The organism is Microbacterium sp. NPDC019599, from assembly GCF_040632175.1.
In the GTDB taxonomy this organism is placed as follows: domain Bacteria; phylum Actinomycetota; class Actinomycetes; order Actinomycetales; family Microbacteriaceae; genus Microbacterium.
The window spans coordinates 18,075-42,399 of the sequence record NZ_JBEYBL010000012.1 but is presented as its reverse complement, the minus strand read 5'-3'; the positions used below and the strand labels follow the sequence as shown (position 1 = coordinate 42,399).

The window sequence follows — 24,325 nt, the reverse complement described above, 5'->3', positions numbered from 1 at the left end:
GATCATCGGAGGATGCCGCGCGCCGGGTTTGCCCGTCCGCGCAGGTCGGTTGACCGGGCGTGCAGCGCTGGTCAGCCGGCGCGAACGCTGCTCGGCGGCACGCCGAAGTGCGCGCGGAACGTGCGGCTGAAGTGGGCGGAGTCGACGAACCCGTTGGCGAGCGCGATCGTCGTGATCGAACGGTGGGCCTGCTGCGGATCGACGAGGGCGTCGTAGCACCGCTCGAGGCGGCGCGTGCGGATGACGGTCGAGACCGTCGTGCCCTGCTCGTTGAAGACGGCGTGCAGGTGCCGCACCGAGATGAAGTGGGCGGCCGCGATCTCGCCGGGCGAGAGCTCGCTGTCGTGCAGGTGCTCGTCGATGTAGTCCAGCACGCGGCGCAGGAGCGTGCCGTGGGCGTCGGTCGAGGTCGCTTCGGGCCCGAGGTTGGCCTCGAGCAGTGTCCCCACCATGTCGACCGCCGTGCGGAACATGCGCCGCGCGAGGTGGCTGTCCAGCTCAGCGGCGCCACGCGCGAGGGACGCGACGTACGGGCCGATCATGGCACCGACACCGCCTGTGCCGTCCAGGCGCGTCGCCGTGAGCCGCCCGAGGGTCTCGGCGGGGATGTCGAGCATGACCTTCGGGAACATCACGACCGACATGCGCATCGTGTCGTCGAACAGCAGCGAGTAGGGGCGGTCGGTGTCGTAGATCGCCATGTCGCCGGCGCGCAGCGAGATCTCGCGGCCGTCCTGCACGATGAAGCCCGTGCCGCGCTCGATGAGCGAGAACTTGAAGTACTGCTGCGGCGCGCGGGCGATGAGGCCGGGCGTCCGGTGAACGCTGTGCTGGTCGGCGTCGATCCCGAAGACATGGATGTCGCCGGCGACGGCTGCGTCCAGCGCACCCTGGAAGGTCTCGTCGCGCTCCGTGTGGACGTCGAGCGCGACCACCGCGTGCGACACCGCGTGTCGGTACGCGGTGAAGGAGAGAAGGTCCGCGGTGGGGGTGGGGCGGTCGGTCATGGCTCACCTCGCTGTGGCCGAATCGTATACGATCAGCGAGTTTAGCACGGCGCGACTGCTCGTGCCCCCACAGGCAAGGACTCTGCCCGCCTGGTCAAAGGCGTCCCACGCCGCGTCGGGACGATGAATCCACCCGAACCGCGCATCGAAGGAGCTGCCCATGGCCACGACATCCCCGACGACATCCACGACACGGACGGCCGAGCATCGCCGGCTGGGCGTGTTCGCCGTCGCCTTCATGATCATCGCCGCCTCGGCGCCGCTCACCGTCGTCGCGGGAGGCGTGACCAGTGCGTACTCCGTGACGCATGTGGACGGCATCCCGTTCGGCTACCTGCTCCTGGCCGCCGTGCTCGCGATCTTCGCGATCGGCTATGCGGCGATGAGCCGCTTCATCACGAACGCCGGCGCCTTCTACTCCTACGTATCGCAGGGCATCGGGCGCCCCACGGGCGTCGGGGCGTCGATCCTCGCCCTCATCTCCTACAACGCGATGCAGATCGGTATCTGGGGCATGTTCGGCTTCCAGATCTCGTCCTTCATCGAGGGGAAGACCGGATGGGCGAGCCCCTGGTGGGTGTGGGTGCTCGCCGGCATCGTCGTTGTGGGCATCCTCGGGGTGAACCGCGTCGACCTCTCCGCCAAGGTGCTCGGCGCTCTCGTCGCGCTGGAGTTCCTCGCCGTCATCGTCTTCGACGCCGTCGCCTTCATCAACCCGGCCGAGGGATTCACCGTCGCGCCGATGACGCCCTCGGCGCTGTTCGTCCCCGGCGTCGGCGCCGTGCTCGCCTTCGGCATCGCGGCTTTCATGGGCTTCGAGTCCGCCGCCATCTACGGCGAGGAGTCGAAGGACCCCAAGCACACGATCCCGCGCGCGACCTTCCTCGCCGTCGTCGTGATCGGCGTCTTCTACGCGATCTCGTCGTGGGCGCTCGCGCTCGCGGTCGGCCCGGCCAAGATCACCGACCCTGCCGGCATCACGCCGGAGGAGGCGGGCCCGCCGCTCTTCTTCAACTTCGTCGCGGAGTATCTCGGCGTCCTGTGGGTCGACATCATGTCGATCCTGTTCATCACGAGCCTCTTCGCGGCACTCGTGAGCTTCCACAACGCCGTCTCGCGCTACGCCTTCTCGCTCGGCCGGGAGGGAGTCCTGCCTCGGCAGCTCGGGACGGTCCGCACGAGCAGCGGCGCACCGTGGGCCGGCTCGCTCGCGCAGTCGGTACTCGCGACCGTCGTGATCATCGGCTTCGCGATCGCCGAGACCGGGTGGAACCCCGCGAACGGCCCGTACCCCGTCCTGACGCTCTTCACGTGGCTCACGAACCTCGGCGCGTTCGGACTCGTCCTGCTCATGGTGCTCGTCTCAGCCGCCGTCATCGGCTTCTTCCGACGCGACCCCCGTGACGCCGGCGTCGGCAGCCGCGTGATCGCCCCGATCGTCGCTCTGGTGTCGCTCGGGATCGTGTGGATCCTGATCCTCGCGAACTGGGACGTCCTGCTGGGTCAGGCGCAGTCGACGCCGACGACGTTCATCCTCCCCGCCGTGCTGCTCGTGCCGTCCGTTGCCGCCGTCGTCTGGGCGTACTGGCTGCGCAAGGCCAAGCCCGACGTCTACCGCCGGATCGGCCACGGCGCCGACGAGGCCGACGCCCCGCACCTCGGGAGCGAGCCCGTCGGGGTCTGATCACTCAGGCAGAGGGGCGGATGCTGTCACAGCATCCGCCCCTTCCTTGTTCGGTCGTCGAGCAGAAGCCGATGCCTGGCGCGGCGTTTCGTCTCGGATGCGCTTCGCGCGACCTCTCTCAACGACCGGGAACTGCGACCCTCGGTCGTTGAACGAGCGAAGCGAGACGAAACGGTGACCGGGTCTCAGAAGGGCGGGTCGTCGCCGCCGGGGCGTGGACCTATTGGGGGCCCGACGGTGAAGACGGGGACCTTGCGTTCGGGTTGCACGACGTACCGGCGGCCGGTGGGGGAGGTCCAGGCGACGGCTCCTCCGGAGCCTTCGATCTGGCGGACGTCCCAGTCGGTGTTGTCCTTGACGAGGTGGTGGCCTTTGCAGAACGGCAAGTTGTTGTCCAGGCTCGTGTCGCCGTCGTCGGTCCAGCGGATCTGGTGGTCGATTTCGCAACGTGATGCCGGCATGCAGCAGCCCGGTCCCATGCACCGGTCGGCGCGCCACCTGACCAGTCGTCGCAGGGCGGCGGGTGGCCGGTAGCTGTCGCGTCCGACGGAGAGCACCATGCCGGTCTCAGGGTGGGTGAGCACGCGCATCCAGCGTGCGTCGCCGCCGCACAGTTCCCGCGCCTTCGACAGCGGGATCGGACCGATGCCCTCCACGACCGGCGCGTCGCCCGCGGCGGCGTGCTCGTCGTCGAGGAGAGCCAGGACCGGGACGGTCACGATGACCTGCGCCCGGATGCCGGAGGCTTCCGCGGGGAGGTGGTCGGTGGTGCCGTCGATCAGCAGGTCGGCCATGATGTCGAAACGTAGCTGGTCGAGAGTGCGTGTCTCGCTGTGGGCTCTGCTGAGCGTCTTCGCCAGGCGTGTGGCACGGTCGTGGATCGCATGGATCTCCACCGCGGGGCCGAAGATCCACAGCCCGGCCATCCCGTCCTGCGCGGGCGCTTCCGCGACCCGGCGCTGCGCGACCGCGCGACGGTGCCGTTCCTCGAGAGTGGTCGCCTGGGCGGTTTCGATGAAGTTCCGCAGGGCGCGTCGGAACGTGCCGACCGGCTCCGACTCGGCCAACGGCACGGCGCGCTGAAGGAGCGTGTCGCGAAGCTCGGGAGACGCCTCGTCGAGTAGATCCGCGATGAGCTCGGCGTGCTTCTCGGTGATCCGGCCCGAACTCAGAGCATCCAGCGCGGACGGGTACCGGCGCACCAGCGCCTCGGCCTGCGCGATCAGCCGTCCGGCGGCGTACTCGGTGACCCGCATCGCCGTCGCCAGTTCCAGCCGGATCGCCCGCTCCACGACGTCGCGCACCCCGTCACCACGGCCGGTCGCCTCCTGCAGCAGTTCCTGCCGCATCCTGTCGATGCGGGTGAGCCGCTGCGCCGCGAAGACCGACATCATGGTCGCCGTCTCGACCACCAGATCGACCGCATCCGGAACCGGTGGCAGAAACATGTCCGCGGCCTCGACCGTGCCAGTCCCCGCTCCTGGGTCGGGGAACCGTTCCTGCATACGTCGAGTATAGAACAAATATTCGATTCCTGCAGCAATGTCACGCGCCCGCCGCCAGCCGTCAGGCGCAGAGGTTTCGTCTCGCTCCGCTCGCTCGACGACCGGGTGCTCATGGTCGACGCTTCGACAAGCTCACCGATCGGGGCTCTCGACCCCACCAGCACGGGCAACACATGCTGACTGCATCCGTCGCCCCTCTTTCCGCCGGGGATCAGCTCCCGCAGGCGCAATCCGCGCCCATGCCGCAGCCACCGTCGGCGGTCGCGGCCGCGGACCGGGGGCCGGAGGCGCCTGACGCCCGGTGACCCACGGCGTGCGCCTGCGAAGACTCCGGGACGTCCATCGCGGGGTTCGTGTCGAGGAAGCCGTAGGGCTTGAACCAGAAGCCCGCGTAGTCGACGGGCATGATGGGCCAGTCCTCGGGCCGCGGAATGTGGGTCAGGCCGAACGTGTGCCACAGGACGAGGTCCTCGCCGTCGATCGGCCGGTCGTCGGCCGTGTACGCCGGCAGCCCGGCCCCGCCCTGATGCGCGTTGGGGTAGCGGCCGGCGGGCCAGCGCTCCGCCGGGTCGTACGCCGTGCCCCACAGGTGCTTCGTCGCGAACGCGGCGCGCGCCGCGACGGACGACGCCGGGTCGGCCATGAGCAGCGCGGTCGGCTGGGGGATGAGGTGGTATGCCGTCGGCTTGCCGAGGTAGTTGGTCTTCGAGGCGCTCTGCACCTCCCACACCCGAGCGACGGTCGCATCGGCGACGCGCTGCGCTTCGGATTCGGTCCGCAGCCGCGTCTCGGTCCACGTGAAGGCGTTGCCGAACGGGTTGCCCTCGCCCATCGGGATGCGGGCCGCGTCGATCTCGACGAGCCGGTTGTCCTCGCCGTCGATCGCGACGTCGAGCCGCGCAGAGAAGAGGTGCTGGTGCACCGGCGCGAAGACGCCCGGCGCGATCTCAGGGGCGTGCCGGTTCGTGGAGCCGGGGTGTCCCGCGCCGACGAAGACGATGCCCGTCGCCTTCGCCTCGAGCTGGATCGAGCCGTCGAGGTAGAAGTACCAGTAGAAGCCGTAGTCGTAGTTGCCGATCGTGGAGAAGTACGACACGACCAGGCGCCGCGAGCGGCGCACGTGGCCGCCGACCGGTCCCTGCTCGGTGTGCTTCCAGAGGATGCCGTAGTCCTCCTCGTGCATGCACACGACGTTGGGGATCTTCACCGGGTGGCCGTGGTCGTCGGCGACGTAGCCGTCGAAGTACCGGATGACGCCGAGGCAGTCGCAGCCGAGCTCGAGGTGGTTCGCGTTCTTGCCGAGGAGGTACTCGCCGGCGTCGAAGTAGCTGATCCAGAAGCGCGTGTTCGACGTGTCGCCGTAGGGTACGACCATCTCGGGGACGCTCGCTCGGGCGAGGACGGAGCGTCCGTCGAACCGGACGTCGTGCAGGACGAGCCCCTCGCGCGCGTTGAAGTCCACGCGCATCGACCAGTTCTCCCACTCGACGAGCGATCCGCTCACATGGAAGCTCGGGCCTTCGGGCTGGACGATCTCGATGGGCTTGAGGGTCGTGCGAGCGGGGCCGACAGCATCCGGGGTGTACTTCCCGCTGCCGGACGGAACGGGCACGTCGCCCTCGTCCTCGATGCCGATGACCGCGTTGCTCACGAGGTCGACGTGCACGATGAGGCCCTCGACGGGGTGGGCCCAGGGGATGTCGTCCTCGCTGTCGCGGAGGAACGTGAGCGAGCGGATGACGCGGCGCCCGACCTCGTTCTCGCGCCCGACGAAGCCGGGGGCCAGCGGCGAGCAGAACGCGAGGTCGATGCGGTCCTCGAGGCCGCGGCGGGTCATGGCGGCGCGCCACTCAGGCGAGGCCTTCACGATGTCGGCGGCGCGGTCGTACTCCTCGAAGAGGTACTGCGGCTGCCCGTACGGCGCCTGCGACGGATCGACCTCGCGCGCCGAGACGACCTCGCCGCGGCTCACCGAGACGATCGCCTCGGTGACGAGGCCGGTCGCGGCGTCCATGAGCGTCACGTCGACACGGCGATCGAGCGCGTCGCCGGGCGTCCAGTCCGCGAGCTCGTCCTTCGAGGGCTCGTCGGGCAGCAGCATGGGGACGCGGACGGTCTCGCCCAGCATCCCCGCCGCCACGAGGATGTCGCGCGCCGCGGCGATCTCGTCGGCCGTCAGCGGGTCGAGGGGATGCTGCGGCGCACCGCCGTCCACCACCGTGACGGGGATGAGCGCGGGGTTGTCGTGCGGCTGGTCGGGTGCTTCGTGCACGTGCGCAGGCATGGGGCCTCCTTCATATCCGCCACCACTCTGCTCGCGGAGCGGCTCCGCGGCTTGCCCGCAGGCGCAGAACGCGTGACCGCGCGTGCGGGGAACTCAGTCGAAGTCGTCCCCGCCGCCCACGCCGCTGAGGCGCACCTCCTCGAGGTCGAGGTGCGCCTCGACGCGTCGCACGACGAGGTCGTCGATCGTGCCTTCGCGCCGAAGCCGCAGCAGCACTTCGCGCTTGCGCTCGATGAGTGCGAGCTTGAGGCGCGCCGCCTCCTCGAAGCGCGTGATGGGCGAGCGCTGCGTGAGGTCGATGTCGGTGCTCACGGCGAGCATCTCGAGCCCCTCGCCTTGGACGGCGGACGGCACGGACAGGGATGCCGCGGCGGGAGCCTCGAGCATGGACTCGAGCTCGGCGACCTCTGCGTCGTCCAGAGCGCGCTGCCGCGCGAAGGCGCGCGCGTTGGCCAGCTCCAGCATCTCGAAGCCCTCTCGACGGGCCCGGTCGCGGACCTCGTCGCTGATCCCGTGCTCCGCCGCGAGGTCGTCGAGGGCGGCCAGGGCCGCGCCCGAGACGGCGCGCTGCGCCAGCTCGAGCTCGTCGATCGCGGCGTCGTCGGCGGGCAGCCGCGCCCACCGGACGACCATGGGAAGAAGCGGCCCTTGGACGAGGAGACTCAGGACTATGACGCCCGCCGTGACGAACACGATCGCGTCGCGCCCCGCGAGCGGCTCGCCGGTGTCGGTCGTGAGCGGCACGGAGAGGGCGATCGCGAGCGACACGGCGCCGCGGAAGCCCGCGATCGTGCTGACGACGCGAGCGCGATGCGGCGACCCGTGCACTCCGGCTGCGGCGGAGGGCCGCGTGAACGGCGCGAAGAGCAGCTGGAACAGGTAGCGCACGAGCAGCAGCGAGACCCACACGGCGATCGTCATGAGCGTGAGCCACCCGATCTCACGCGGCGAGATCTCGAAGATGACGTGCTCGACCTCGATGCCGATCAGCACGAACAGGGCGCCGTTGAGCAGGTAGACGCCGAACGGCCACGCGGCGACGGCCTGCCGCCGCGATCGCGCCGTCGTGATGCGCGGTGACACCCACGCGACGATGAGCCCCGCGAAGACGACGGCGAGCACGCCCGACGCGTGCATGAGCTCGGCCGCGAGGTAGGCCGTGAACGGCACGAGCAGCAGCGCGATGTTGATCGACAGGCTCGAGCGCACGCGGCGCAGCAGAAGGTATGCGAGGGCCGCGACGGCGATGCCCGCGGCGGCGCCTCCGACATACGAGACCAGGACCGTCCACGTGATCGTCCACGGCGTGACGTTGCCGCCCACCGCGAGCGAGACCGCGATGGCGTAGACGACGAGCGCCGTGCCGTCGTTCGTGAGGCTCTCGGCCTTGAGCTTCATGAAGGTCCGCTGCGGCAGGAGCCTGCCGAGCGCCGCGACCGCCGTGGCATCCGGCGGCGCGACGGCCGCCCCGAGAATGAGCGCCGCCTCCCACGGCAGGCCCATCATCGTCGCGACACCCGCGACGGCGAAGGCGGATGCCACGACCAGGAGTGTGCTCATCGGGACGATGTAGCGCAGCGACCGGCGGATCGACCGGAGCGACGTCGTGATGCTCTCCCAGAAGAGCATGACCGGCAGGAACAGCATCAGGACGACCTCGGGCGGCAGCTCGACCCCGCGCAGATCGGGGAACAGGCCCAGCAGCAGCCCGAAGATGAGCAGCAGCAGTGGTGTGGCGAGCCGCAGCCGGGGCGCGAGCATCGTGCCGGCGAGCACGGCCAAGCCCAGCAGCACCGTGACCTCGAGACCTTCCATGGCGACCCCCGCTCCGTGTCTTCGTCCAGTGTGCGCTCAGGTTCCAGCGAACTGACAGGCCCTGGCATTCCCTGGCAACCATCGGCGCGGCCGCTGAGCTTGGCGAGGCGTCTGTACGCGGCGGCTGGGGTGCGACCCTTCGACGAGCTCAGCGGTCGGGGGCGGGTGGACCCGCCGCTTCCGCCCGGCGGCGGTACGCCGTGGGGCTCAGCCCGTGCAGGCGCGAGAACCGTCGTGAGAAGTAGAGCGGATCGTCCCAGCCGACGTCGCGCGCGATCTCGCCCACGGCGCGGTCCGTCGAGGCGAGGAGCTGCGCGGCGCGCGTGAGCCGTTCGTGCTCGACATACCGCTGGGGCGGGATGCCGAGACTCTCGGTGAACAGGTGCGCGAGTCGCGACGGAGAGAGGTTCGCGATGCGCGCGAGCTCCGCGACGCCGAGGTCGTCGGAGAGGTGGCCGCCCACGTGCTCCACGACGCGGAGCAGCCGCTCGTCCATGCAGCCGCGCAGCGGGTTCTGCGTGTCGAGCCACAGCAGCGCGGCCTCGAGCGCGTTCATGGCGAACAGCTCCGACTGGGGGAGCGATCCTGCCGACGATCGGGCGCACGAGCGGAGCGCTGCGAGGATCCGCGGCTGCACATCGCCGGAGGCATGGAGGACGCCGACCGCTCCTGCCTCGACGGGCCAGTCGAGCAGCGGCGACCACTCGGCGCGCGGGTGGAAGTGCGCGAAGGCGAGCGACCACGAGTCGGCGGTCGTCCCGTAGTCGTGCGGCACCTGCGGGCGCAGCAGCACGGTCTCGCCGGGCGCGGTCACGACAGCGTCGATGGGCCCGACGATGCGGCCCGACCCGGCGATCGTGTGGATCAGCAGCCAGTCCCTCGTCCCGTGCGGGCGCCACGTGGAGTACTCGCCGTCCTCGGTGAACTCACCCGCCACGACGCGCACGACGTGCGGCCGCCCCGCGTCATGCCGTCGGTGGCCGGATGCTGTCACAGCAGGATCTTCCATGTCATCGCCAGATCATCCCATGGCATCGGCGGTGAGGCAGGGCGAGAGTGGTCGTCATGTCCATCAAGACCAGTTTCGCCCCGAGCCTCGCGGCCGACTACCAAGACAACGGCGTCGTGCACCTGCGGAGCCTCCTGAGCCCCGACGAGGTGGCCGAGATCCGCGACGCGTTCATGGAACAGGTGCAGCGCGACCGCACCGTGGGGCACGACGACCACGTCGGCGACGACGACGTGCTCGCCAGGTATCCGCGGTTCGTGCATCCCCACCGCCGCACCGACCTGGACGTCGGTCGCATCGCGCAGCGATGGATGCTGGACCCCCGCATCGTCGGACCCATCGTCGACATGGTCGGGCCCGTGTTCGCAGCGCAGTCGATGTTCTACTTCAAGCCGCCGACGGCGCGCGGGCAGGCGCTGCACCAGGACAACATCTTCCTGCAGGCCCACCCCGAGACGTGCATCGCGGCCTGGATCGCGATCGACGACTGCGACGGCGAGAACGGCGGGCTCAAGGTCGTGCCGGGCTCGCACCGCTACGAGATCGTGTGCCCCGGCGAGGCCGACCCCGAGGAGTCGTTCACGAGCACCGAGATCGAGCTGCCGGAGGGATTCACGGCGGAGCAGACCGAGCTCGCGGCGGGCGACGCCCTGTTCTTCCACGGCAGCATGGTCCACGGCTCGGGCCCGAACCGGTCTGCCGACAGGTTCCGCCGGTCGCTCATCTTCCACTACGTCCCCGTCGACAGCGTCGAGATCGCGCGGTTCTACAACCCGCTGCTCGCGCTCGACGGCAGCGAGGTCACGATCGCCGAGGCGGCCGACGGCGGTGCGTGCGGTGACGGCTGGGAGCCGGTCGCGCCGCACTGAGTCCGAAGACGACAGAACCGCTCGCCGGCCTAGCCGGCGGGCGGTTTCGCGTGCCGGGAGGACCGGCCGACGAGACTTCCAGATCGAGGGTTGACAGCATCCCGGACTTACTTCTACCCTTTATTCACGACTTAACAAAGGAGTGAAGTGGTAGCTGCGCCCCGGTCTCAGGCCGACGTCAATCGCACCGCGATCCTCGCGCATCTCGGATCGCAGGGGCCCGCGTCCCGCGCCGACCTCGCACGTGCGCTCAACGTGTCGCCGGCCCTCATCACGCAGCTCACGCGCGATCTCCTCGCCGACGGGCTCATCGAAGAGCTCGAGGCGGCCAGCAGCGGCGGGCGTCCCGCCCGGATGCTCGGTCTGGTGTCCCGTGACATCGCGGCCATCGGCGTGAAGGTCGCACCCGACCACGTCGCCCTCGTCGAGGTCGCGATCGACGGCGCCGTGCGGCGCTCGGTCACGGCCGTGTTCGACGCTGTCTCGCCGCTCGCGGCCTCGCGCCTCATCGAGCTCGTCGGCGATTTCGTCTCCGACAGCGAGTCGGCGATCCTCGGCGTCGGCGTGGGCCTGCCGGGCACCGTCGCGCAGCAGGGGATCGGCGTCGTCGACTCGACGCAGCTGCGGTGGAACCAGGTGCCGCTCGGCGAGCAGCTGCGGCGCGCGCTGGATCTCCCGGTCGTCGTCGAGAACAACGTCAACGCTCTCAGCATCGCCGAGCAGCTGTTCGGCCAGGGGCGCGACTTCGACAACATCCTCGTCGTGACGGTCGGCAACGGCGTCGGAGCCGGCCTCATCGCCGACGGTGCGATCGTCCGGGGCCGCGCCGGAGGAGCGGGCGACCTCGGCCACGTCCCCGTGCGCGAAGACGGCCCACTCTGCCAGTGCGGCAACCGCGGATGCCTCGAGGCGATCGTCGGGCAGTCGGCGCTCGTGACCGACGCGCGCTCGATCCGGCTCCTCGGACCCGACGAGGGCATCGACGACCTGCGCGCACTCGCCGACGCGGGCAACGACGACGCCCGCGAGATCTTCGCCCACGCGGGCCACCAGCTGGGCCGTGCGATCGCCGGCGCCGTGAACCTCCTCGACCCCGAGATCGTCGTGCTCTCCGGTGAGGGGGTCGAGGCATGGGCGCACTGGTCCCTCTCGTTCGACCGCGCGCTGCGCAGCGCACTCGTCCCCGGCAAGCGCGGGACGCCCGTCGCGGTCGAGCGCTGGCAGGATGACCGCTGGGCGCAGGGCGCCGCCGCCCTCGTGCTCGCGACGCCGTTCGACGCGCAGGGCGTCGCGGGCGACCAGGGGCGGCTCGTCCGCGAGCGCCTCGTGGCATCGATCGAGGCCAAGCCTTGAGCGCGGCACGGGCAGGGAAGGCGGCCGGCTCATGAGCACCGTCGCCCTCCGCCAGGCCGCGGCCGAGGCATCCGTCACGGCTCCGCCGCCCGCCGCCGCGCGCAGGAAGCAGCCGAAGGGCAAGCGCCTCAAGTACGGCCTCACGATCGCGCTCTTCCTGCTGCCGAGCCTCATCCCGCTGCTCGCGTTCGTGATCGGACCCATGATCACGGCGGCCTGGACGAGCCTGCACTCCTGGAACCTCATCGGCCCCATGCAGTGGGTCGGGCTCGACAACTACGCGTTCCTGCTCACCGACCCGGCGACCCAGCAGGCGTTCCTGCACACTGTGTACTACATCGTCGGCTACCTTCCGATCGTCTACATCGGGGGCCTCGGCCTCGCCCTCGCGCTCAACACGGCGCTGCGCGGCCGGGCGTTCCTGCGGGGCGTCTACTTCCTGCCGGTCATCACGAGCTGGGTCGTGGTCGCCCTCGTGTGGCGGTGGCTGCTCAACCCGAGCACGGGCATCGTCAACACGGTGCTCTCGTGGGTCGGCATCGAGGGCCCCGGCTGGTGGGCGGACCCCGTGTGGGCGATGCCGTCGATCATCCTCGCGTCGGCGTGGAAGGACCTCGGGTTCGTCATGGTGATCCTGCTCGCGGGCCTGCAGACCATCAATCCCGATCTCTACGAGGCAGCCTCGCTCGACGGGGCCGGCTGGCGGCGGCGCCTCTTCAGCGTCACGCTCCCGATGCTCTCGCCCTCGACCTTCTTCGTCATCGTGCTCTCGCTCATCAACGGCTTCCAGGTGTTCGACCAGGTGTACGTCATGACCGGCGGCGGGCCGAACAACTCGAGCCAGGTCGTCGTGGGGATGGTCTACGACTTGACCTTCCGCTACGGCCAGGCGGGCATGGCGTCGGCGCTGTCGTGGCTGCTCTTCTTCGTCATCCTGATCGTCACCCTCATCCAGTTCTACGGCCAGCGGAGGTGGGTCAACTATGACTAGTCCGCTGCGCAAGACCGTCCTGTACATCGTGCTCGGCGTGGGCGCGCTGATCATGGTGTTCCCGTTCGTCTGGACGGTGGTCACCTCGATCACGCCCGGCGCGACGCTCACGACGACGCCGAAACTCATCCCGGACGACCCGTCGCTCTCGCCCTACTTCGAGCTGTTCGACCGCGTCCCGTTCGCGCAGGTGATCCTCAACTCGCTCCTCATCGCGGGGGTCTCGACGCTCCTGCAGCTCGTGACGAGCGCGATGGCCGCCTACGTGTTCGCCCGGATGCCGTTCCCCGGCCGCGGCCCGATCTTCGTGCTCTACCTCGCGACGATGATGATCCCCTTCCAGGTGCTCATCGTCCCGCTCTTCGCGGAGATGAAGACGCTCGGGCTCATCAACACCTACTGGGGTGCGATCCTCCCCACGATCGCGTCGGCGTTCGGCGTGTTCCTGCTCCGGCAGGCGATGAGCACGGTGCCGTACGACCTCGACCAGGCCGCGACGCTCGACGGAGCGGGGCACTTCCGGATCTTCTTCCAGATCATGCTCCCGCTCATCCGGCCGGCGCTCGCGACGCTCACGGTGTTCGCGTTCCTCAACACGTGGAACAGCTTCCTGTGGCCGCTCATCATCCTGCGCGACCCGCTCATGCAGACGCTCCCCGTCGCGCTCTCGAGCCTGCAAGGCCAGTTCTCGACCCAGTGGGACGTCCTCATGGCGGGCTCCGTCATCAGCATCATCCCGATGTTCGCGCTCTACGTCTTCGCCCAGAAGTACATCGTCCAGGGCGTCGCAGGAACCGGCCTGAAGTAGCCGGGACAGCACCCATCCCACCCACCACGACCCCACCCACACCCGACCCACGACCACATCGAAGGAGATGGCAATCCACATGAAGAAGGCACTCATCGCGACCACCGCGGTCGCGGCCGTCGCAGGACTCGCGCTGACCGGCTGCTCGTCCTCGGGCGGTGACAGCGGCGACAGCGCCGGCGAGCAGGTCACGATCACGTACTCGAACTTCATCTCGAACGGCGGCAACGAGGAGAACCTGCAGAAGATCGTCGACGCCTTCGAGGAGGAGAACCCCGACATCAAGGTCGACGTGACGACGTCGGCGTACGCGGACTACTTCACGAAGCTGCAGACCGACCTCGCCGCCGGCACGCAGGCCGACGTGTTCGACGTCGACGCGGGGAGCTTCGCGAACATCCAGTCCAACGGCGTGCTCGCGGCGCTGGACGGCGTCGACGCCTCGAAGTACCGTGAGTCGGTCCTCGACGTCTACAACGTCGACGGCGGCCAGTACGGCCTGCCGACGTCGTTCTCGAACGTCGTGCTGTTCTACAACAAGGACCTCTTCGACGCCGCCGGCGTCGACTACCCGACGTCGGACTGGACGTGGGACGACGAGATGGCCGCGGCCGAGCAGCTCACCGACGCGGGCGCCGGCGTCTGGGGCGACTACCAGCCGATCTCGTACTACGAGTACTACAAGGCCGTCGCTCAGGCGGGCGGCTCGTTCCTCGACGAGGACAACGCCGAGGCCGCGTTCGATTCGGATGCCGGGCTCCGCGCCGCCGAGTGGATCGCGGGCAAGTCGGGCACCGTCATGCCGTCCGCCGAGGACGGGGCGGGCACGCCGGACTTCGACACCAACCTGTTCAAGGACGGCAAGCTCGCGATGTGGCACACGGGCATCTGGATGATCAGCCTCGTGGGCGACCTCCCGTTCGACTGGGACATCGCGGTCGAGCCGGGCGACGCCCAGCAGGCCAGCGCGACCTTCTCCAACGCCGTCGTCGTGTCGGAGAACTCCGAGCACAAGGAGGCGGCGCAGAAGTGGGCCGAGTACCTCTCGAGCTCCGAGACCATGGTCGACGTCCGCCTCGACGCAGGCTGGGAGCTGCCCGCCATCAGCGACGAGAGCCTCCTCCAGCCGTACCTCGAGAAGACGCCGCCGGCCAACCGCCAGGCCGTGTTCGACTCGCTCGAGAACATCGCCGTCGCCCCTGAGCTCGGCGCGAACGCGACGCAGATCCAGGACGCCGTGACGAACGCCCTCGGCGAGATCGCCGCGGGACGTGCCGAGACGGATGCCGCCATCCCGGCGCTCGCCGAGCAGGTCAACGGCCTCCTGCAGTAGCAGCCACCCCGACCCCATCCGGTCGTTGAGCGACGTTTCGACTCGCTCGCTCAACGACCGGTGGGACCGGGTCGCTGCCCACGACCGGAATCGACCAACGAAGGAATCCCCTGTGTCCGACACCACCCCGCGCCCCGACGACGGCGCCCTCGCGCGGCTCGCAGAGCGCAGCATCCGTCTCATCACGGACCTGCAGACGCCGGAAGGCGCGTATCCCGCGAGCCCCACGTTCTCGGCCTACGTCGGCTACAGCTGGCTGCGCGACGGCTCGTTCATCGCGGATGCCGCGTCCGCCGCGGGAGCGGTCGACTCGGCGAGCCGCTTCTACGGGTGGTGCGCCGACGTCCTGGAGCGGCGGGCCGACAGCATCCGCTGGATCGTCGCGGAGTCGCGTGCCGGCCGTCCTCCCGCCGCCGAGCACATGCTCCCTGCGCGTTTCACGTTCGGAGGCGAGGACGGCGTCGACGAGTGGTGGGACTTCCAGCTCGACGGCTACGGCACGTGGCTGTGGGCGCTCGTCGCGCACCTCGAGCGGCACGGACTGGACGGCGACGCCTATCGCGAGGCCGTCGCGCTGACGGCCGATTACCTCCTGGCCTCGTGGCAGCGGCCCTGCTACGACTGGTGGGAGGAGCACGCGCAGCACGTCCACATCTCGACGCTCGCGTGCATCGCGGCGGGTCTCGAGTCCGTCGCCCGCGCGGGCCTCGTCGACGACGAGACCGTCGGCCGCATCCGCGTCGAGGCCGTCGAGATCCATCGGCTCGTCGCCGAGCACGGCACGTCGCACGGCCACCTCATCAAGTGGGTCGGCAGCACCGCGGTCGACGGCAGCCTCGCCGCCGCCATCGCCCCGCTGGGATTCACGGATGCCGCGTCCGACGTCGGCCGCCGCACGATCGCCGTGCTCGAGGCCCATCTCGTCGTCGAGGGCGGCGCCCACCGCTACCTCGGCGACACCTTCTTCGGGGGCGGCCAGTGGCCCCTCCTCACGTGCTTCCTCGGCCTCGCCCATCTCGAGGCGGGCGACCGCGAGCGCGCCGACGAGCTCTTCCTGTGGGCTGCGTCCACCGCGACGCCCGAGCTCGACATGCCCGAGCAGGTCCCGTCCCACCTCATCGCGCCGGGCATGCGCCAGGAGTGGATCGACCGGTGGGGTCCCGCCGCGACGCCGCTCCTGTGGAGCCACGCGATGCTCCTGCGCCTCGGCATCGCCCTCGGCCGCATCGACCCCGCAACCCTCTCCGCGGCCGTCGCCCAGCACACCCCGATCCCCGCCGCCCGCGCTCAGGAAGAAGCCCTCCGATGATCCGTCACCGACCCGCAGGCTCGGGGCACCCCTACTCCGTCGACACCGAGCAGCGGTGGCCCGTCGTGCCCGAGGCGGGATCGACCGCGGCGCTCGGCCTGCGCGCCGACGCCGGCGTGGTCGCCGTCACGGCAGCGCTCGAATGGGCGCCCGACGACGGCTCCGCGGGCGAGACCGTCGATCTCGATCTCGAGCGCGTCGCGACGACCTCTCGCGGACGCGTCACCGACGGCGGGCACCTCGCCTCGGCCGCCGCCCGCCTCGCCCGCGCGGCGGGCGGCTGGCAGACCCGCACCCCCGAGCTGCGCCCCGGCGGCACCTACCGCTACCGCTTCACTGCGACGCGCGACGACGGCCGCGTCGAGCGCACGCGGTCCTTCGAGTTCCGCGCCGCGCGCTGGCAGCCCGCACCGGATGCCGTCATCGAGAGCGGCCGCGGTCGGGTGCTGCGCGACGGGGTCGAGGTGCTGCATGACGGCGTCCGCGCGTGGCGCGTGCGCTTCGCCCTGCCGCTCGCGGCGGGTGAGCACGTGACGGGCTTCGGCGAGCGGTACGACGCCGTCGAGCAGACCGGCGCCGAGCTGGACTCCGTCGTCTTCGAGCAGTACAAGAGCCAGGGCGCGGAGCGCAAGACGTACCTGCCGATGCCGTTCGCCCACGTCGTGGGCGGCGACGGCTGGGGCTTCCACGTCGACTCGACGCGGCGCGTGTGGTTCGACGTCGGCGCGTCCGACGCGACGCGCATCGTCGTCGAAGCCGAGACGGGCGCCGACGGCACGATCTCGCTGCGGCTCTTCGACGGCGCGCCCGCCGAGGTGCTCGGCGGCTTCCTCGACGGCGTCGGCCGGTCCAGCGAGCTGCCGTCGTGGGTGTTCCGGCTGTGGGCCAGCGGCAACGAGTGGAACACGCAGGCCGAGGTCATGCGGCAGATGGACCTGCACGCCGAGCACGACATCCCGGTCGGCTCGGTCGTGATCGAGGCCTGGAGCGACGAGTCGACGTTCACGGCGTTCCGCGACGCGCACTACGACGTGTCGGCCGACGGCGCTCCGCACCGGCTGTCCGACTTCACGTTCCCCGCCGAGGGAGCATGGCCCGACCCGAAGGGCATGACGGACGAGCTCCACGAGCGCGGCATCCGGCTGCATCTGTGGCAGATCCCGCTGCTCAAGATGCGCCCGCATCCCGCGGGGCAGCTCGCGGCGGATGCCGAGGCCGCCGTCCGCGAGGACGTGCTCATCCGCGAGCCCGACCCGCGCGGGGGCACGCGCCCCTACCGCAACCGGGGCTGGTGGTTCCCGCTCGCGCTCATGCCCGACCTCACCGACGAGCGCGCGGCGCGGTGGTGGACCGAGAAGCGCCGCTACCTCGTGGACGAGATCGGCGTCGACGGCTTCAAGACCGACGGCGGCGAGCATGCGTGGGGCTCGGAGCTGGTGTACCTCGACGGCAAGCGCGGCGACGAGAAGAACAACACGTTCCCCGTCGCCTACGCGGCCGCCTACGGCGAGCTGCTGGAGTCGGCGGGCAAGGCGCCCGTCACCTTCAGCAGGGCCGGCTTCTCGGGCTCGCAGGCGCATGGCGCGTTCTGGGCGGGCGACGAGAATTCGACGTGGGAGGCGTTCCGCTGGTCGATGAACGCGGGACTCACGGCCGCGGCATCCGGGATCCTCTACTGGGGCTGGGACATCGCCGGCTTCTCGGGCGAGATCCCCACAGCCGAGCTGTTCCTCCGCGCGACGCAGGCGTCGGCGTTCGTGCCGATCATGCAGTACCACTCCGAGTTCAATCACCACCGGACGCCGTCGCGCGACCGCACGCCGTGGAACATCGCGCAGCGGTCGGGGGACGACCGAGTGCTGCCGATCTTCCGGCGCTTCACGCAGCTCCGCGAGCGGCTCGTGCCGTACCTCGAGCGGTCCGCGGCCGCCGCGATCGCGAGCGACCGTCCGCTCATGCGTCCGCTGTTCTTCGAGTGGCCCGCCGATCCCGCAGTGTGGTCGGCGCCGGTCGAATGGCTGCTCGGCGATGACCTGCTCGTCGCGCCGGTGCTCGAGCCCGAGGCGTCCGAGTGGACGGTCTACCTCCCGGACGGGGCGTGGACGGATGCCTGGACCGGCGAGCGGCTCGCGGGCGGGCAGACGATCACGGTCGGGACGCCGATCGACCGCATCCCCGTGTTCGCGCGCGGAGCGGCGGCCGACGAGCTCGTCGAGCTGTTCCAGGACTGAGGCAGGCTCAGGATGCTGTGACCCGCGGCCTGCGCAGCACCATCGCCGTCGTGATGCCGAGCACGACGATGCCGAGCGACTCCACGATGACCGTCTCGGGGACGAGCGTGAAGTCCCAGGTCTCGTGGATCCCGAACAGCCCCACTGTGAGCGCGAGGAGCAGGGCACCCAGCGTCGCGATGAGGAACAGCAGACTCAGGACCGTCGCGAGCTGGAGAAGCCGGCCGCGGAGGAACAGCATCCCGATCGCGAGCACGAGTCCCGCGATCCCGTTCAGGATGAACGTCACCCCGAGGATGCCGCCGACCCCGTTGAACGCGAGGTACAGGTGGATCCCGCCCGCCGCGAGAAGGAAGATCGCGCTGAGGATGCGCATGATCCACAGGGCGCGTGAACTGGTTTCGGCCATTCCCTCACCTGCTTCGTGTGTGGCCCGTCTCGGCAGAGGCCTTCTTCAGGGAAACGAGCCGGCGGCCGGGCGGGTTCACCGGTCGTCGCACGCGTCGGGTCGCGGCCTCACGGCGAGGGCTGCTGCACCGGATAGTCCTTCGGCGCGCGCCGCAGGTGCACCTCGATCGTCGACGCGATGTCGGTGCCCGGGGACCGCACGACGTTTCCTCGATCGACCGGCGTGATGCCGTATTCCGCGAGCAGCATGAGGGACTCCTGGACGACGAGTGCCTCGAGCTCGGGGTCGGTCTGCTCGTCCACATCGACGAGTGCGATCGCCGCGCGCGGGACGATCGAGCCGGCGAGTGCGGCGACCGCCTCCCGAGTCGGCACCATGGGTCCGTCCTGCGCGTTGACCACGAGCAGGACGAGGTCGGTCGTGGGGGAGAGGACGCCGTCGTCCGACACCTGGTAGCCCGCATCGCGGAGGTCGAGCGCGAAGTCCTCGAAGGCGAAGCCGTGCATCCCGATGAGCTCGAGCTCGGCGGCATCCGCTCCCGTCGCCGGGGGCTGCGGCGCGGCGCAGCCCGTCAGCCCGAGGACGAGCAGGGCCGCCACGGTGACGGCGGCGTGGCGTGATGCGGATCGGCGGGTCAGGTGAGCACGAGGCATGACAGCTCCTTCCGGGTCGCCATGAGGGCGCGCGCGTCATGGCCGGTCGATAGGAGGAGCGCGCGGCGGCGGGTCTGATACGTCGGTTCCGATGCGACCGTGCCGGCTGGTCCGACCTGTCGGTGTTCCGTCGGATCGAGGGTCATCGCGCGGCGGCGACCGGATCGAGGATGCCCATCGCGCGGGCGACGCGGACCGCGCTCACACGATCCGAGACGCCGAGCTTGCGATAGACGTGCTCGAGGTGCTTCTCGACGGTGCGCGGCGCGCACTGCAGCTGCGAGGCGATGGCGAACGAAGTGCAGCCCCTGGCCACCAGGACGAGCACCGAGAGCTCCCGGTCGCTCAAGCCCGTCGCGGGACCGCCGGGCGGGACGCCGCGCAGCGTCTCGACATGCGTGCGCAGCGCGCGGAAGAGCGGTGCGATGCGCGTGGCCACCTCGAGATCCTCGTCGCTGAAATCGTCGCCGCACGACCGGCAGACGACGACAGCCGACGCATCCCTCCCGGGCCGGGACAGGGGGATCGCCAACTGCCGCGTCATGCCGTGAGCACCCATGAGCTCGGTCACCTCGGCCGAACGATGCGTGAGCGATACGGCTCGCGGGACCCGATCCATCGTCTGGGGTGCGGTGCCGCGCGTGAGCGTGTACCAGCGCAGCAGCGGGTGATGCGGGAGCAGATCGGAGTTCGCGGCTCTCGCGATCGCCTTCCCCGCCTCCGCGAGCGGTCGTCCGCCGAAGGTCGCGCCGGGGCGTGCCACCGCCGCGAACTCCGCGCGGCCCTCCGCCGTCTGCCAGGTCCTGGATGCCGCATCCGCATCGAATGTCTCCACGAGGGCGCGCCCGACGATGCCGACGGGGAAATCCCGCACCGGCTCGGAGAGTATGTCCGCCACCACGTCAACCCACGCGGCGACTCGCGCAGCCGCCCCAGCCACGGCGCTCAAGATACTCGCCGAGCGGTGCGATGCGTAGAACTACGTATTCGGGTTACGCCTGCCCAGCGGAGGCGCTCATGATGACGCCTGTGCGCCAGGCCGCCTTGTGCGGCCGCCGTCTTGGGGGAGACCAGGCGATCGAGGGAGTCAGCTGTCATGGGAGTGACCGCGAACTGGTATTTCGAGATAGACGTCGTCGACGGTCACAGCGTGAGCGGCCGGGGCACGGAGACCACCGATACGGTCGACTTCTCCAGCGTCGACGTCGACGCAGCAGCGGTGAAGGCGGTCGATCTGCTGCCGGACACGGCGGCAGGAAAGGTCAGCCTTCTGGTCCTCAAGCCATCCGCGCTCAGCGACCAGGTGACCTTCTCGTTCAAGGATCCGGCGGGGACTCCGCCACCCCCCTCATTCAGCCTCGAGGCGCCCGTCGTGCTGATCGGGGCCGGCGCCGTCCAGCTGCTACCCTCGCCGCCGCTCAAGCTCTGGCTGAAGAACGCCACCGCCGATCCCGTCGCCGTCGACATCCTCATCGGCCGCGACACCACGCCCTGACCTTCACGAACGGAGATGACCGATGCCTGTTTCCGTCAGCTACCCGGGTGTGTACATCCAGGAGCTCGACTCCGGCGTTCGCACGATCGCGGGCGTCCCGACCTCGATCACGGCCTTCGTCGGCCGGACGCGTCGAGGGCCCGTTGATGAGCCCGTCCTGATCCACGGCCTCGGCGAGTTCACCCGCCGCTTCGGCGGCTTGTGGGCGGAGGCGCCGCTCGGGCACTCCGTCGCCCAGTATTACCAGAATGGCGGAGCCGACGCGGTCATCGTCCGCGTGTACGAGCCGCCTGCGGGCGGCGCGGACGGCTTCGCGCGCCGGTCGCTCGCCTCAGCCGGAGCGACGGCGCTCCAGTTGAGGGCGGCGAGTCCCGGCAGCTGGGGAAACCGGCTCTTCGTGACCGTCGAGACGGATCCCGTCGACCCCGTCTTCCACCTGACGATCGACGAGCGGGCACCGGGCCCCGCCGGACCGCCGCTTCCTCCGATCGTGGCCAGCGAGCGCTTCGTGCGCCTCTCGCACGTCGCGGGCAGTGCCCGGTTCGTGACCGACGTGCTCGCCGCCGAGTCCAAGCTCGTGCGCGTGGAGACCGCCCCCTCCGGAGTGGTCAACGCGGCGACGAACTCGCAGTTCAGCGCGGGCGACGACGGCAGGCCGGTGGCGCACGCGAACATCGCCGACGCGGCGACGCTCGAGGGGCGCAAGCGCGGTCTGTGGGCCCTCGAGAAGGCGGACCTGTTCAATCTTCTCGTGATCCCGCCGTTCGCCCCGGACGCGGATCCGCAGAAGGTCACGTGGGATGCCGCCGCCGCCTACGCGGCCAAACGACGGGCGATCCTGCTGGTCGACCCGGCTCCAGCGTGGGACGAGTCGAGCGACGTCACGACAGCGAACATCAATGGTCGAGTCACACGCACAGCCAATGCCGCGCTCTACTTCCCCCGTATCGCGTTCCCCGATCCGCTTCAGGAGAACCGGTCGAGAGCGTTCCCGCCGGCGGGAGCCGTGGCCGGAGTCATCGCGCGGACCGATGTGCAGCGCGGACTGTGGAAGGCGCCTGCCGGCCAGGACGCGACGATCTCGAGCGCCACGGGTCTGGCCGTCCAGCTCACCGACAACGAGAACGGCGAGCTCAACCCCCTCGCCGTCAACTGCCTGCGCACGTTCCCGGCATCGGGAAGCGTCGTATGGGGTGCCCGCACGCTGCGCGGCGCCGACGCGCTCGCGGACCAGTGGAAGTACCTGCCCGTGCGCCGGACGGCCCTCTACATCGAAGAGGCCCTCTACCGCGGGACCCAATGGGTCGTCTTCGAGCCGAACGACGAGCCGCTCTGGTCCCAGATCCGGCTGAGCGTCGGGTCGTTCATGAACGGGCTCTTCCGCCAGGGCGCTTTCCAGGGCACGACCCCCGCACAGGCCTACTTCGTCCGGTGCGACCGCGACACGAACCCCCAGGAGGACATCGATCGCGGCATCGTCTCGATCTTCGTCGGGTTCGCGCCCCTCAAACCCGCGGAGTTCGTCATCATCAGCATCCAGCAGATCCGACCGGCGGAGTGATCATGGCCAGCTTCAGCGTGAACACGCACCGTTTCGACCCGTACAAGAACTTCAAGTTCAAGGTCAAATGGGACGGAAAGTACGTCGCGGGCGTCAGCAAGGTGAGCGCCCTGAAGCGCACCACCGAAGTCGTCTCGCACCGTGACGGCGGAGACCCCAGCAGCAGCCGCCGCTCGCCGGGTCGCACCGAGTTCGAGGCGGTCACGCTCGAGCGAGGGGTCACGCACGACCCGGAGTTCGAGAAATGGGCGAACAAGGTATGGAACTTCGGGTCGGGTCTGGGCGCCGAGGTATCGCTCAAGGACTTCCGCAAGGACATCATCCTCGAGGTCTACAACGAGGCCGGACAGCTCGCGATCGCCTACAAGGTCTTCCGCTGCTGGGTGTCGGAGTTCCAGCCCGTAGGCGAGCTGGACGCCAACGCGAACGCCGTGCTCATCGGCACCCTCAAGCTGGAGAACGAGGGGTGGGAGCGCGACTACGACGTGACCGAGCCCACCGAGCCGAGCTTCACCGAGCCCTAGCGGGTGACCATGCCCACCGCGACCGAGGGCGAGCTGCTCGCTGTTCTCGCGCGGGGCGCAGGTCTCGCGCCGACCGCGCGCGCGGCCCTGCTCGCCCGCGCCGGCGGCGGAGCGGATGTCGAGCGGCTCCCGCTCGGCGAGCGCGACCTGCTCATCCTCCGTCTGCGCGAGACGCTCCTGGGGCGCGCGATCGTCGCCCAGGACGCGTGCCCCGACTGCGGCGACATGATGGAGTTCTCGCTCGACACCGACGCACTGGCCCGCACCGCCCAGGGCGAACCCGACATCGTGCGACTCGACGGGTTCGAGGTGCGCGTCCGCGCCCTGACCGGTGCGGACGTCGTCGCGGCCGAAGCGTCCGCCGATCCGCGAGCCGCCCTGCTCGACAGCGCCGTGGTCGGTGCGGTGCAGGATGGGGACTCCGTTCCCCCGGATGCCCTTCCGGCGCGCGTCCAGAAGGCGGTCGAGGCCCGGGCTGCCGCGACCGACCCGCTGGCCGAGATCTCGTTGGATCTCACCTGCGCTCAGTGCGGGGCGCAATGGCGAAGCCTCCTCGACCCGGGCGAGTTCGTCTGGCAGGAGCTCCAGGAGTGGGGGCGCGAGCTTCTGTCCACCGTCCACGTGCTCGCTCGCTCGTACGGCTGGACGGAGTCCGACGTACTCGCCCTGCCGCCTGCCCGCCGGCGGGCCTACGTGAAGCTGGCGCTCGATGGCTGACTTCTTCGACCGGCTCATGGCACGTGCCTCGGGGGGCGCCCGCTCCGCGCGCCCCACCTTCGACGTCACCGACGTGCTCTTCGGCGGCGCAGCGCCGGAGGCCGACGACGACGCGATGCAGGAACCGCCACCTGAGGCGGCGGTGGGCCCCGCTGCTTACGCGGTGCCTCCGTTGGCGGGCAGCCCCGTCCAGCCGCCCGCCCCGCCCTCCGCTCGCGGCGTCCGACGGGACCCGCCCGTGCCGATGCCCGTTTCGATGGATGCCGGGGGTTCTGCATCGATCCTCGGTCCGGATCCCGTGCGCCAACCACCCCGTGAGCGCGTCGATGCGATCGACGCGCATGCGCCGCACCGAGCCGAAGACAGCACGTCGCGCACCTTGCCGACGGTCCTCCGGGCGGCGCCCGCCGGCCCCGTCGTGCCCGCGACGCCGAGAGAGCAGTCTCACCCCGCCGTGACACCCCGCCTCGCATCGGCTCGAGACGGGTCTGCGCAGGTCGTGCGCACCGCAGCGGGAGAAGCATCCGTCGGCCCGACCTCAGGCCATGTCGTGCGGATGGACGGCCCCGCGAGCCGGTCCTCCGCCGACGACACGTCTCCCTCGCCGCGTGCCCAGGCTCCGCGCGTGCCCGCTGCACGCCCGGCATCGCACGCCGCCGCCCATCCTTCCGAGCCACAGGCTCCCGTCATCCGCATCTCCATCGGTCGCATCGACGTGCGGGCTGCGACACCGGCCGCGCCGCCTGCGGCGATCGCGCGCCCAGTCGT

The 24,325-nt window shown here is 70.3% G+C and carries 20 protein-coding genes; 12 read left to right on the top strand and 8 right to left on the bottom strand.

The window, feature by feature from the left end; all coding sequences use genetic code 11:
- Window positions 1-71: 71 nt before the first annotated feature.
- Window positions 72-1,007 (bottom strand): helix-turn-helix domain-containing protein, encoded by a 936-nt coding sequence (locus ABZ477_RS17425; protein ID WP_360135778.1) that lies wholly within the window; start codon window positions 1,005-1,007, stop codon window positions 72-74.
- A 160-nt stretch (window positions 1,008-1,167) separates the two neighbouring features.
- Here ABZ477_RS17425 and ABZ477_RS17420 point away from each other — a divergent pair, with 160 nt between their 5' ends.
- Complete coding sequence (locus tag ABZ477_RS17420; protein WP_360135776.1) at window positions 1,168-2,691, top strand: APC family permease; 1,524 nt, start codon at window positions 1,168-1,170, stop codon at window positions 2,689-2,691.
- Between the two features lie 185 nt (window positions 2,692-2,876).
- On the opposite strand, the gene ABZ477_RS17415 is transcribed toward ABZ477_RS17420, so the two are convergent.
- The 4 genes from ABZ477_RS17415 to ABZ477_RS17400 all read right to left on the bottom strand — a co-directional run bounded on the left by ABZ477_RS17415 (window position 2,877) and on the right by ABZ477_RS17400 (window position 9,304).
- The gene (locus ABZ477_RS17415; protein WP_360135774.1) at window positions 2,877-4,196 is read right to left on the bottom strand and encodes a DUF222 domain-containing protein; all 1,320 of its coding nucleotides are present in this window, start codon (window positions 4,194-4,196) and stop codon (window positions 2,877-2,879) included.
- Window positions 4,197-4,407: 211 nt separating this feature from the next.
- Window positions 4,408-6,480, bottom strand: a complete 2,073-nt coding sequence (locus tag ABZ477_RS17410; protein WP_360135772.1) for a primary-amine oxidase — start codon at window positions 6,478-6,480, stop codon at window positions 4,408-4,410.
- A gap of 93 nt (window positions 6,481-6,573) precedes the next feature.
- Complete coding sequence (locus ABZ477_RS17405; protein WP_360135770.1) at window positions 6,574-8,295, bottom strand: Na+/H+ antiporter; 1,722 nt, start codon at window positions 8,293-8,295, stop codon at window positions 6,574-6,576.
- Window positions 8,296-8,443: 148 nt separating this feature from the next.
- Window positions 8,444-9,304: a helix-turn-helix domain-containing protein gene (locus tag ABZ477_RS17400; protein WP_360135768.1), complete on the bottom strand. Its 861-nt coding sequence runs from the start codon at window positions 9,302-9,304 to the stop codon at window positions 8,444-8,446.
- Between the two features lie 56 nt (window positions 9,305-9,360).
- Here ABZ477_RS17400 and ABZ477_RS17395 point away from each other — a divergent pair, with 56 nt between their 5' ends.
- The 7 genes from ABZ477_RS17395 (at window position 9,361) to ABZ477_RS17365 (ending at window position 18,198) form a co-directional block, all read left to right on the top strand.
- The gene (locus ABZ477_RS17395) at window positions 9,361-10,173 is read left to right on the top strand and encodes a phytanoyl-CoA dioxygenase family protein (RefSeq protein ID WP_360135766.1); all 813 of its coding nucleotides are present in this window, start codon (window positions 9,361-9,363) and stop codon (window positions 10,171-10,173) included.
- Between the two features lie 147 nt (window positions 10,174-10,320).
- Window positions 10,321-11,526: an ROK family protein gene (locus ABZ477_RS17390; protein ID WP_360135764.1), complete on the top strand. Its 1,206-nt coding sequence runs from the start codon at window positions 10,321-10,323 to the stop codon at window positions 11,524-11,526.
- Between the two features lie 31 nt (window positions 11,527-11,557).
- On the top strand, window positions 11,558-12,517 hold the full coding sequence (locus tag ABZ477_RS17385; RefSeq protein ID WP_360135762.1) for a sugar ABC transporter permease: 960 nt from the start codon (window positions 11,558-11,560) through the stop codon (window positions 12,515-12,517).
- Window positions 12,510-13,325, top strand: a complete 816-nt coding sequence (locus ABZ477_RS17380; RefSeq protein ID WP_360135760.1) for a carbohydrate ABC transporter permease — start codon at window positions 12,510-12,512, stop codon at window positions 13,323-13,325. Before ABZ477_RS17385 ends, ABZ477_RS17380 begins: the two co-directional genes overlap by 8 nt.
- Before the next feature lie 79 nt (window positions 13,326-13,404).
- Window positions 13,405-14,658 carry a sugar ABC transporter substrate-binding protein gene (locus ABZ477_RS17375; protein ID WP_360135758.1) on the top strand — a complete coding sequence of 418 codons (1,254 nt, stop codon included), beginning with the start codon at window positions 13,405-13,407 and terminating at the stop codon, window positions 14,656-14,658.
- Window positions 14,659-14,770: 112 nt separating this feature from the next.
- Window positions 14,771-15,967 carry a glycoside hydrolase family 15 protein gene (locus ABZ477_RS17370; RefSeq protein ID WP_360135756.1) on the top strand — a complete coding sequence of 399 codons (1,197 nt, stop codon included), beginning with the start codon at window positions 14,771-14,773 and terminating at the stop codon, window positions 15,965-15,967.
- Window positions 15,964-18,198 (top strand): TIM-barrel domain-containing protein, encoded by a 2,235-nt coding sequence (locus tag ABZ477_RS17365; protein ID WP_360135754.1) that lies wholly within the window; start codon window positions 15,964-15,966, stop codon window positions 18,196-18,198. The genes ABZ477_RS17370 and ABZ477_RS17365 overlap by 4 nt, the downstream gene beginning before the upstream one ends.
- Before the next feature lie 7 nt (window positions 18,199-18,205).
- Here the strand turns inward: ABZ477_RS17365 and ABZ477_RS17360 are convergent, their stop codons facing one another.
- The 3 genes from ABZ477_RS17360 to ABZ477_RS17350 all read right to left on the bottom strand — a co-directional run bounded on the left by ABZ477_RS17360 (window position 18,206) and on the right by ABZ477_RS17350 (window position 20,158).
- Window positions 18,206-18,607: a hypothetical protein gene (locus ABZ477_RS17360; protein WP_360135752.1), complete on the bottom strand. Its 402-nt coding sequence runs from the start codon at window positions 18,605-18,607 to the stop codon at window positions 18,206-18,208.
- A gap of 107 nt (window positions 18,608-18,714) precedes the next feature.
- Window positions 18,715-19,260: a hypothetical protein gene (locus tag ABZ477_RS17355; protein WP_360135750.1), complete on the bottom strand. Its 546-nt coding sequence runs from the start codon at window positions 19,258-19,260 to the stop codon at window positions 18,715-18,717.
- A gap of 142 nt (window positions 19,261-19,402) precedes the next feature.
- Window positions 19,403-20,158, bottom strand: coding sequence for a helix-turn-helix transcriptional regulator (locus ABZ477_RS17350; protein ID WP_360135748.1), 756 nt, complete (start codon window positions 20,156-20,158; stop codon window positions 19,403-19,405).
- A gap of 198 nt (window positions 20,159-20,356) precedes the next feature.
- On the opposite strand from ABZ477_RS17350, the gene ABZ477_RS17345 reads away from it, so the two are divergent.
- Genes ABZ477_RS17345 through ABZ477_RS17330 form a run of 4 tightly spaced genes read left to right on the top strand, consistent with a single transcriptional unit; the run spans window position 20,357 to window position 23,557 of the window.
- A complete protein-coding gene (locus ABZ477_RS17345; protein ID WP_360135746.1) occupies window positions 20,357-20,755 on the top strand; it encodes a hypothetical protein in 399 nt (132 codons plus the stop codon).
- A gap of 22 nt (window positions 20,756-20,777) precedes the next feature.
- Window positions 20,778-22,316 (top strand): phage tail sheath subtilisin-like domain-containing protein, encoded by a 1,539-nt coding sequence (locus ABZ477_RS17340; RefSeq protein WP_360135744.1) that lies wholly within the window; start codon window positions 20,778-20,780, stop codon window positions 22,314-22,316.
- Between the two features lie 2 nt (window positions 22,317-22,318).
- Window positions 22,319-22,840, top strand: a complete 522-nt coding sequence (locus ABZ477_RS17335) for a phage tail protein (RefSeq protein WP_360135742.1) — start codon at window positions 22,319-22,321, stop codon at window positions 22,838-22,840.
- Window positions 22,841-22,849: 9 nt separating this feature from the next.
- Window positions 22,850-23,557, top strand: coding sequence for a hypothetical protein (locus ABZ477_RS17330; RefSeq protein ID WP_360135740.1), 708 nt, complete (start codon window positions 22,850-22,852; stop codon window positions 23,555-23,557).
- The last annotated feature ends 768 nt before the right edge of the window (window positions 23,558-24,325 follow it).

What these genes read in the sequence shown, in the direction of transcription:
- ABZ477_RS17425 (WP_360135778.1), bottom strand. Translation starts at nt 1,007, where the DNA reads ATGACCGACCGCCCCACCCCCACCGCGGACCTTCTCTCCTTCACCGCG.
- ABZ477_RS17420 (WP_360135776.1), top strand. Translation starts at nt 1,168, where the DNA reads ATGGCCACGACATCCCCGACGACATCCACGACACGGACGGCCGAGCAT.
- ABZ477_RS17415 (WP_360135774.1), bottom strand. Translation starts at nt 4,196, where the DNA reads ATGCAGGAACGGTTCCCCGACCCAGGAGCGGGGACTGGCACGGTCGAG.
- ABZ477_RS17410 (WP_360135772.1), bottom strand. Translation starts at nt 6,480, where the DNA reads ATGCCTGCGCACGTGCACGAAGCACCCGACCAGCCGCACGACAACCCC.
- ABZ477_RS17405 (WP_360135770.1), bottom strand. Translation starts at nt 8,295, where the DNA reads ATGGAAGGTCTCGAGGTCACGGTGCTGCTGGGCTTGGCCGTGCTCGCC.
- ABZ477_RS17400 (WP_360135768.1), bottom strand. Translation starts at nt 9,304, where the DNA reads ATGGAAGATCCTGCTGTGACAGCATCCGGCCACCGACGGCATGACGCG.
- ABZ477_RS17395 (WP_360135766.1), top strand. Translation starts at nt 9,361, where the DNA reads ATGTCCATCAAGACCAGTTTCGCCCCGAGCCTCGCGGCCGACTACCAA.
- ABZ477_RS17385 (WP_360135762.1), top strand. Translation starts at nt 11,558, where the DNA reads ATGAGCACCGTCGCCCTCCGCCAGGCCGCGGCCGAGGCATCCGTCACG.
- ABZ477_RS17380 (WP_360135760.1), top strand. Translation starts at nt 12,510, where the DNA reads ATGACTAGTCCGCTGCGCAAGACCGTCCTGTACATCGTGCTCGGCGTG.
- ABZ477_RS17375 (WP_360135758.1), top strand. Translation starts at nt 13,405, where the DNA reads ATGAAGAAGGCACTCATCGCGACCACCGCGGTCGCGGCCGTCGCAGGA.
- ABZ477_RS17365 (WP_360135754.1), top strand. Translation starts at nt 15,964, where the DNA reads ATGATCCGTCACCGACCCGCAGGCTCGGGGCACCCCTACTCCGTCGAC.
- ABZ477_RS17360 (WP_360135752.1), bottom strand. Translation starts at nt 18,607, where the DNA reads ATGGCCGAAACCAGTTCACGCGCCCTGTGGATCATGCGCATCCTCAGC.
- ABZ477_RS17355 (WP_360135750.1), bottom strand. Translation starts at nt 19,260, where the DNA reads ATGCCTCGTGCTCACCTGACCCGCCGATCCGCATCACGCCACGCCGCC.
- ABZ477_RS17345 (WP_360135746.1), top strand. Translation starts at nt 20,357, where the DNA reads ATGGGAGTGACCGCGAACTGGTATTTCGAGATAGACGTCGTCGACGGT.
- ABZ477_RS17340 (WP_360135744.1), top strand. Translation starts at nt 20,778, where the DNA reads ATGCCTGTTTCCGTCAGCTACCCGGGTGTGTACATCCAGGAGCTCGAC.
- ABZ477_RS17335 (WP_360135742.1), top strand. Translation starts at nt 22,319, where the DNA reads ATGGCCAGCTTCAGCGTGAACACGCACCGTTTCGACCCGTACAAGAAC.
- ABZ477_RS17330 (WP_360135740.1), top strand. Translation starts at nt 22,850, where the DNA reads ATGCCCACCGCGACCGAGGGCGAGCTGCTCGCTGTTCTCGCGCGGGGC.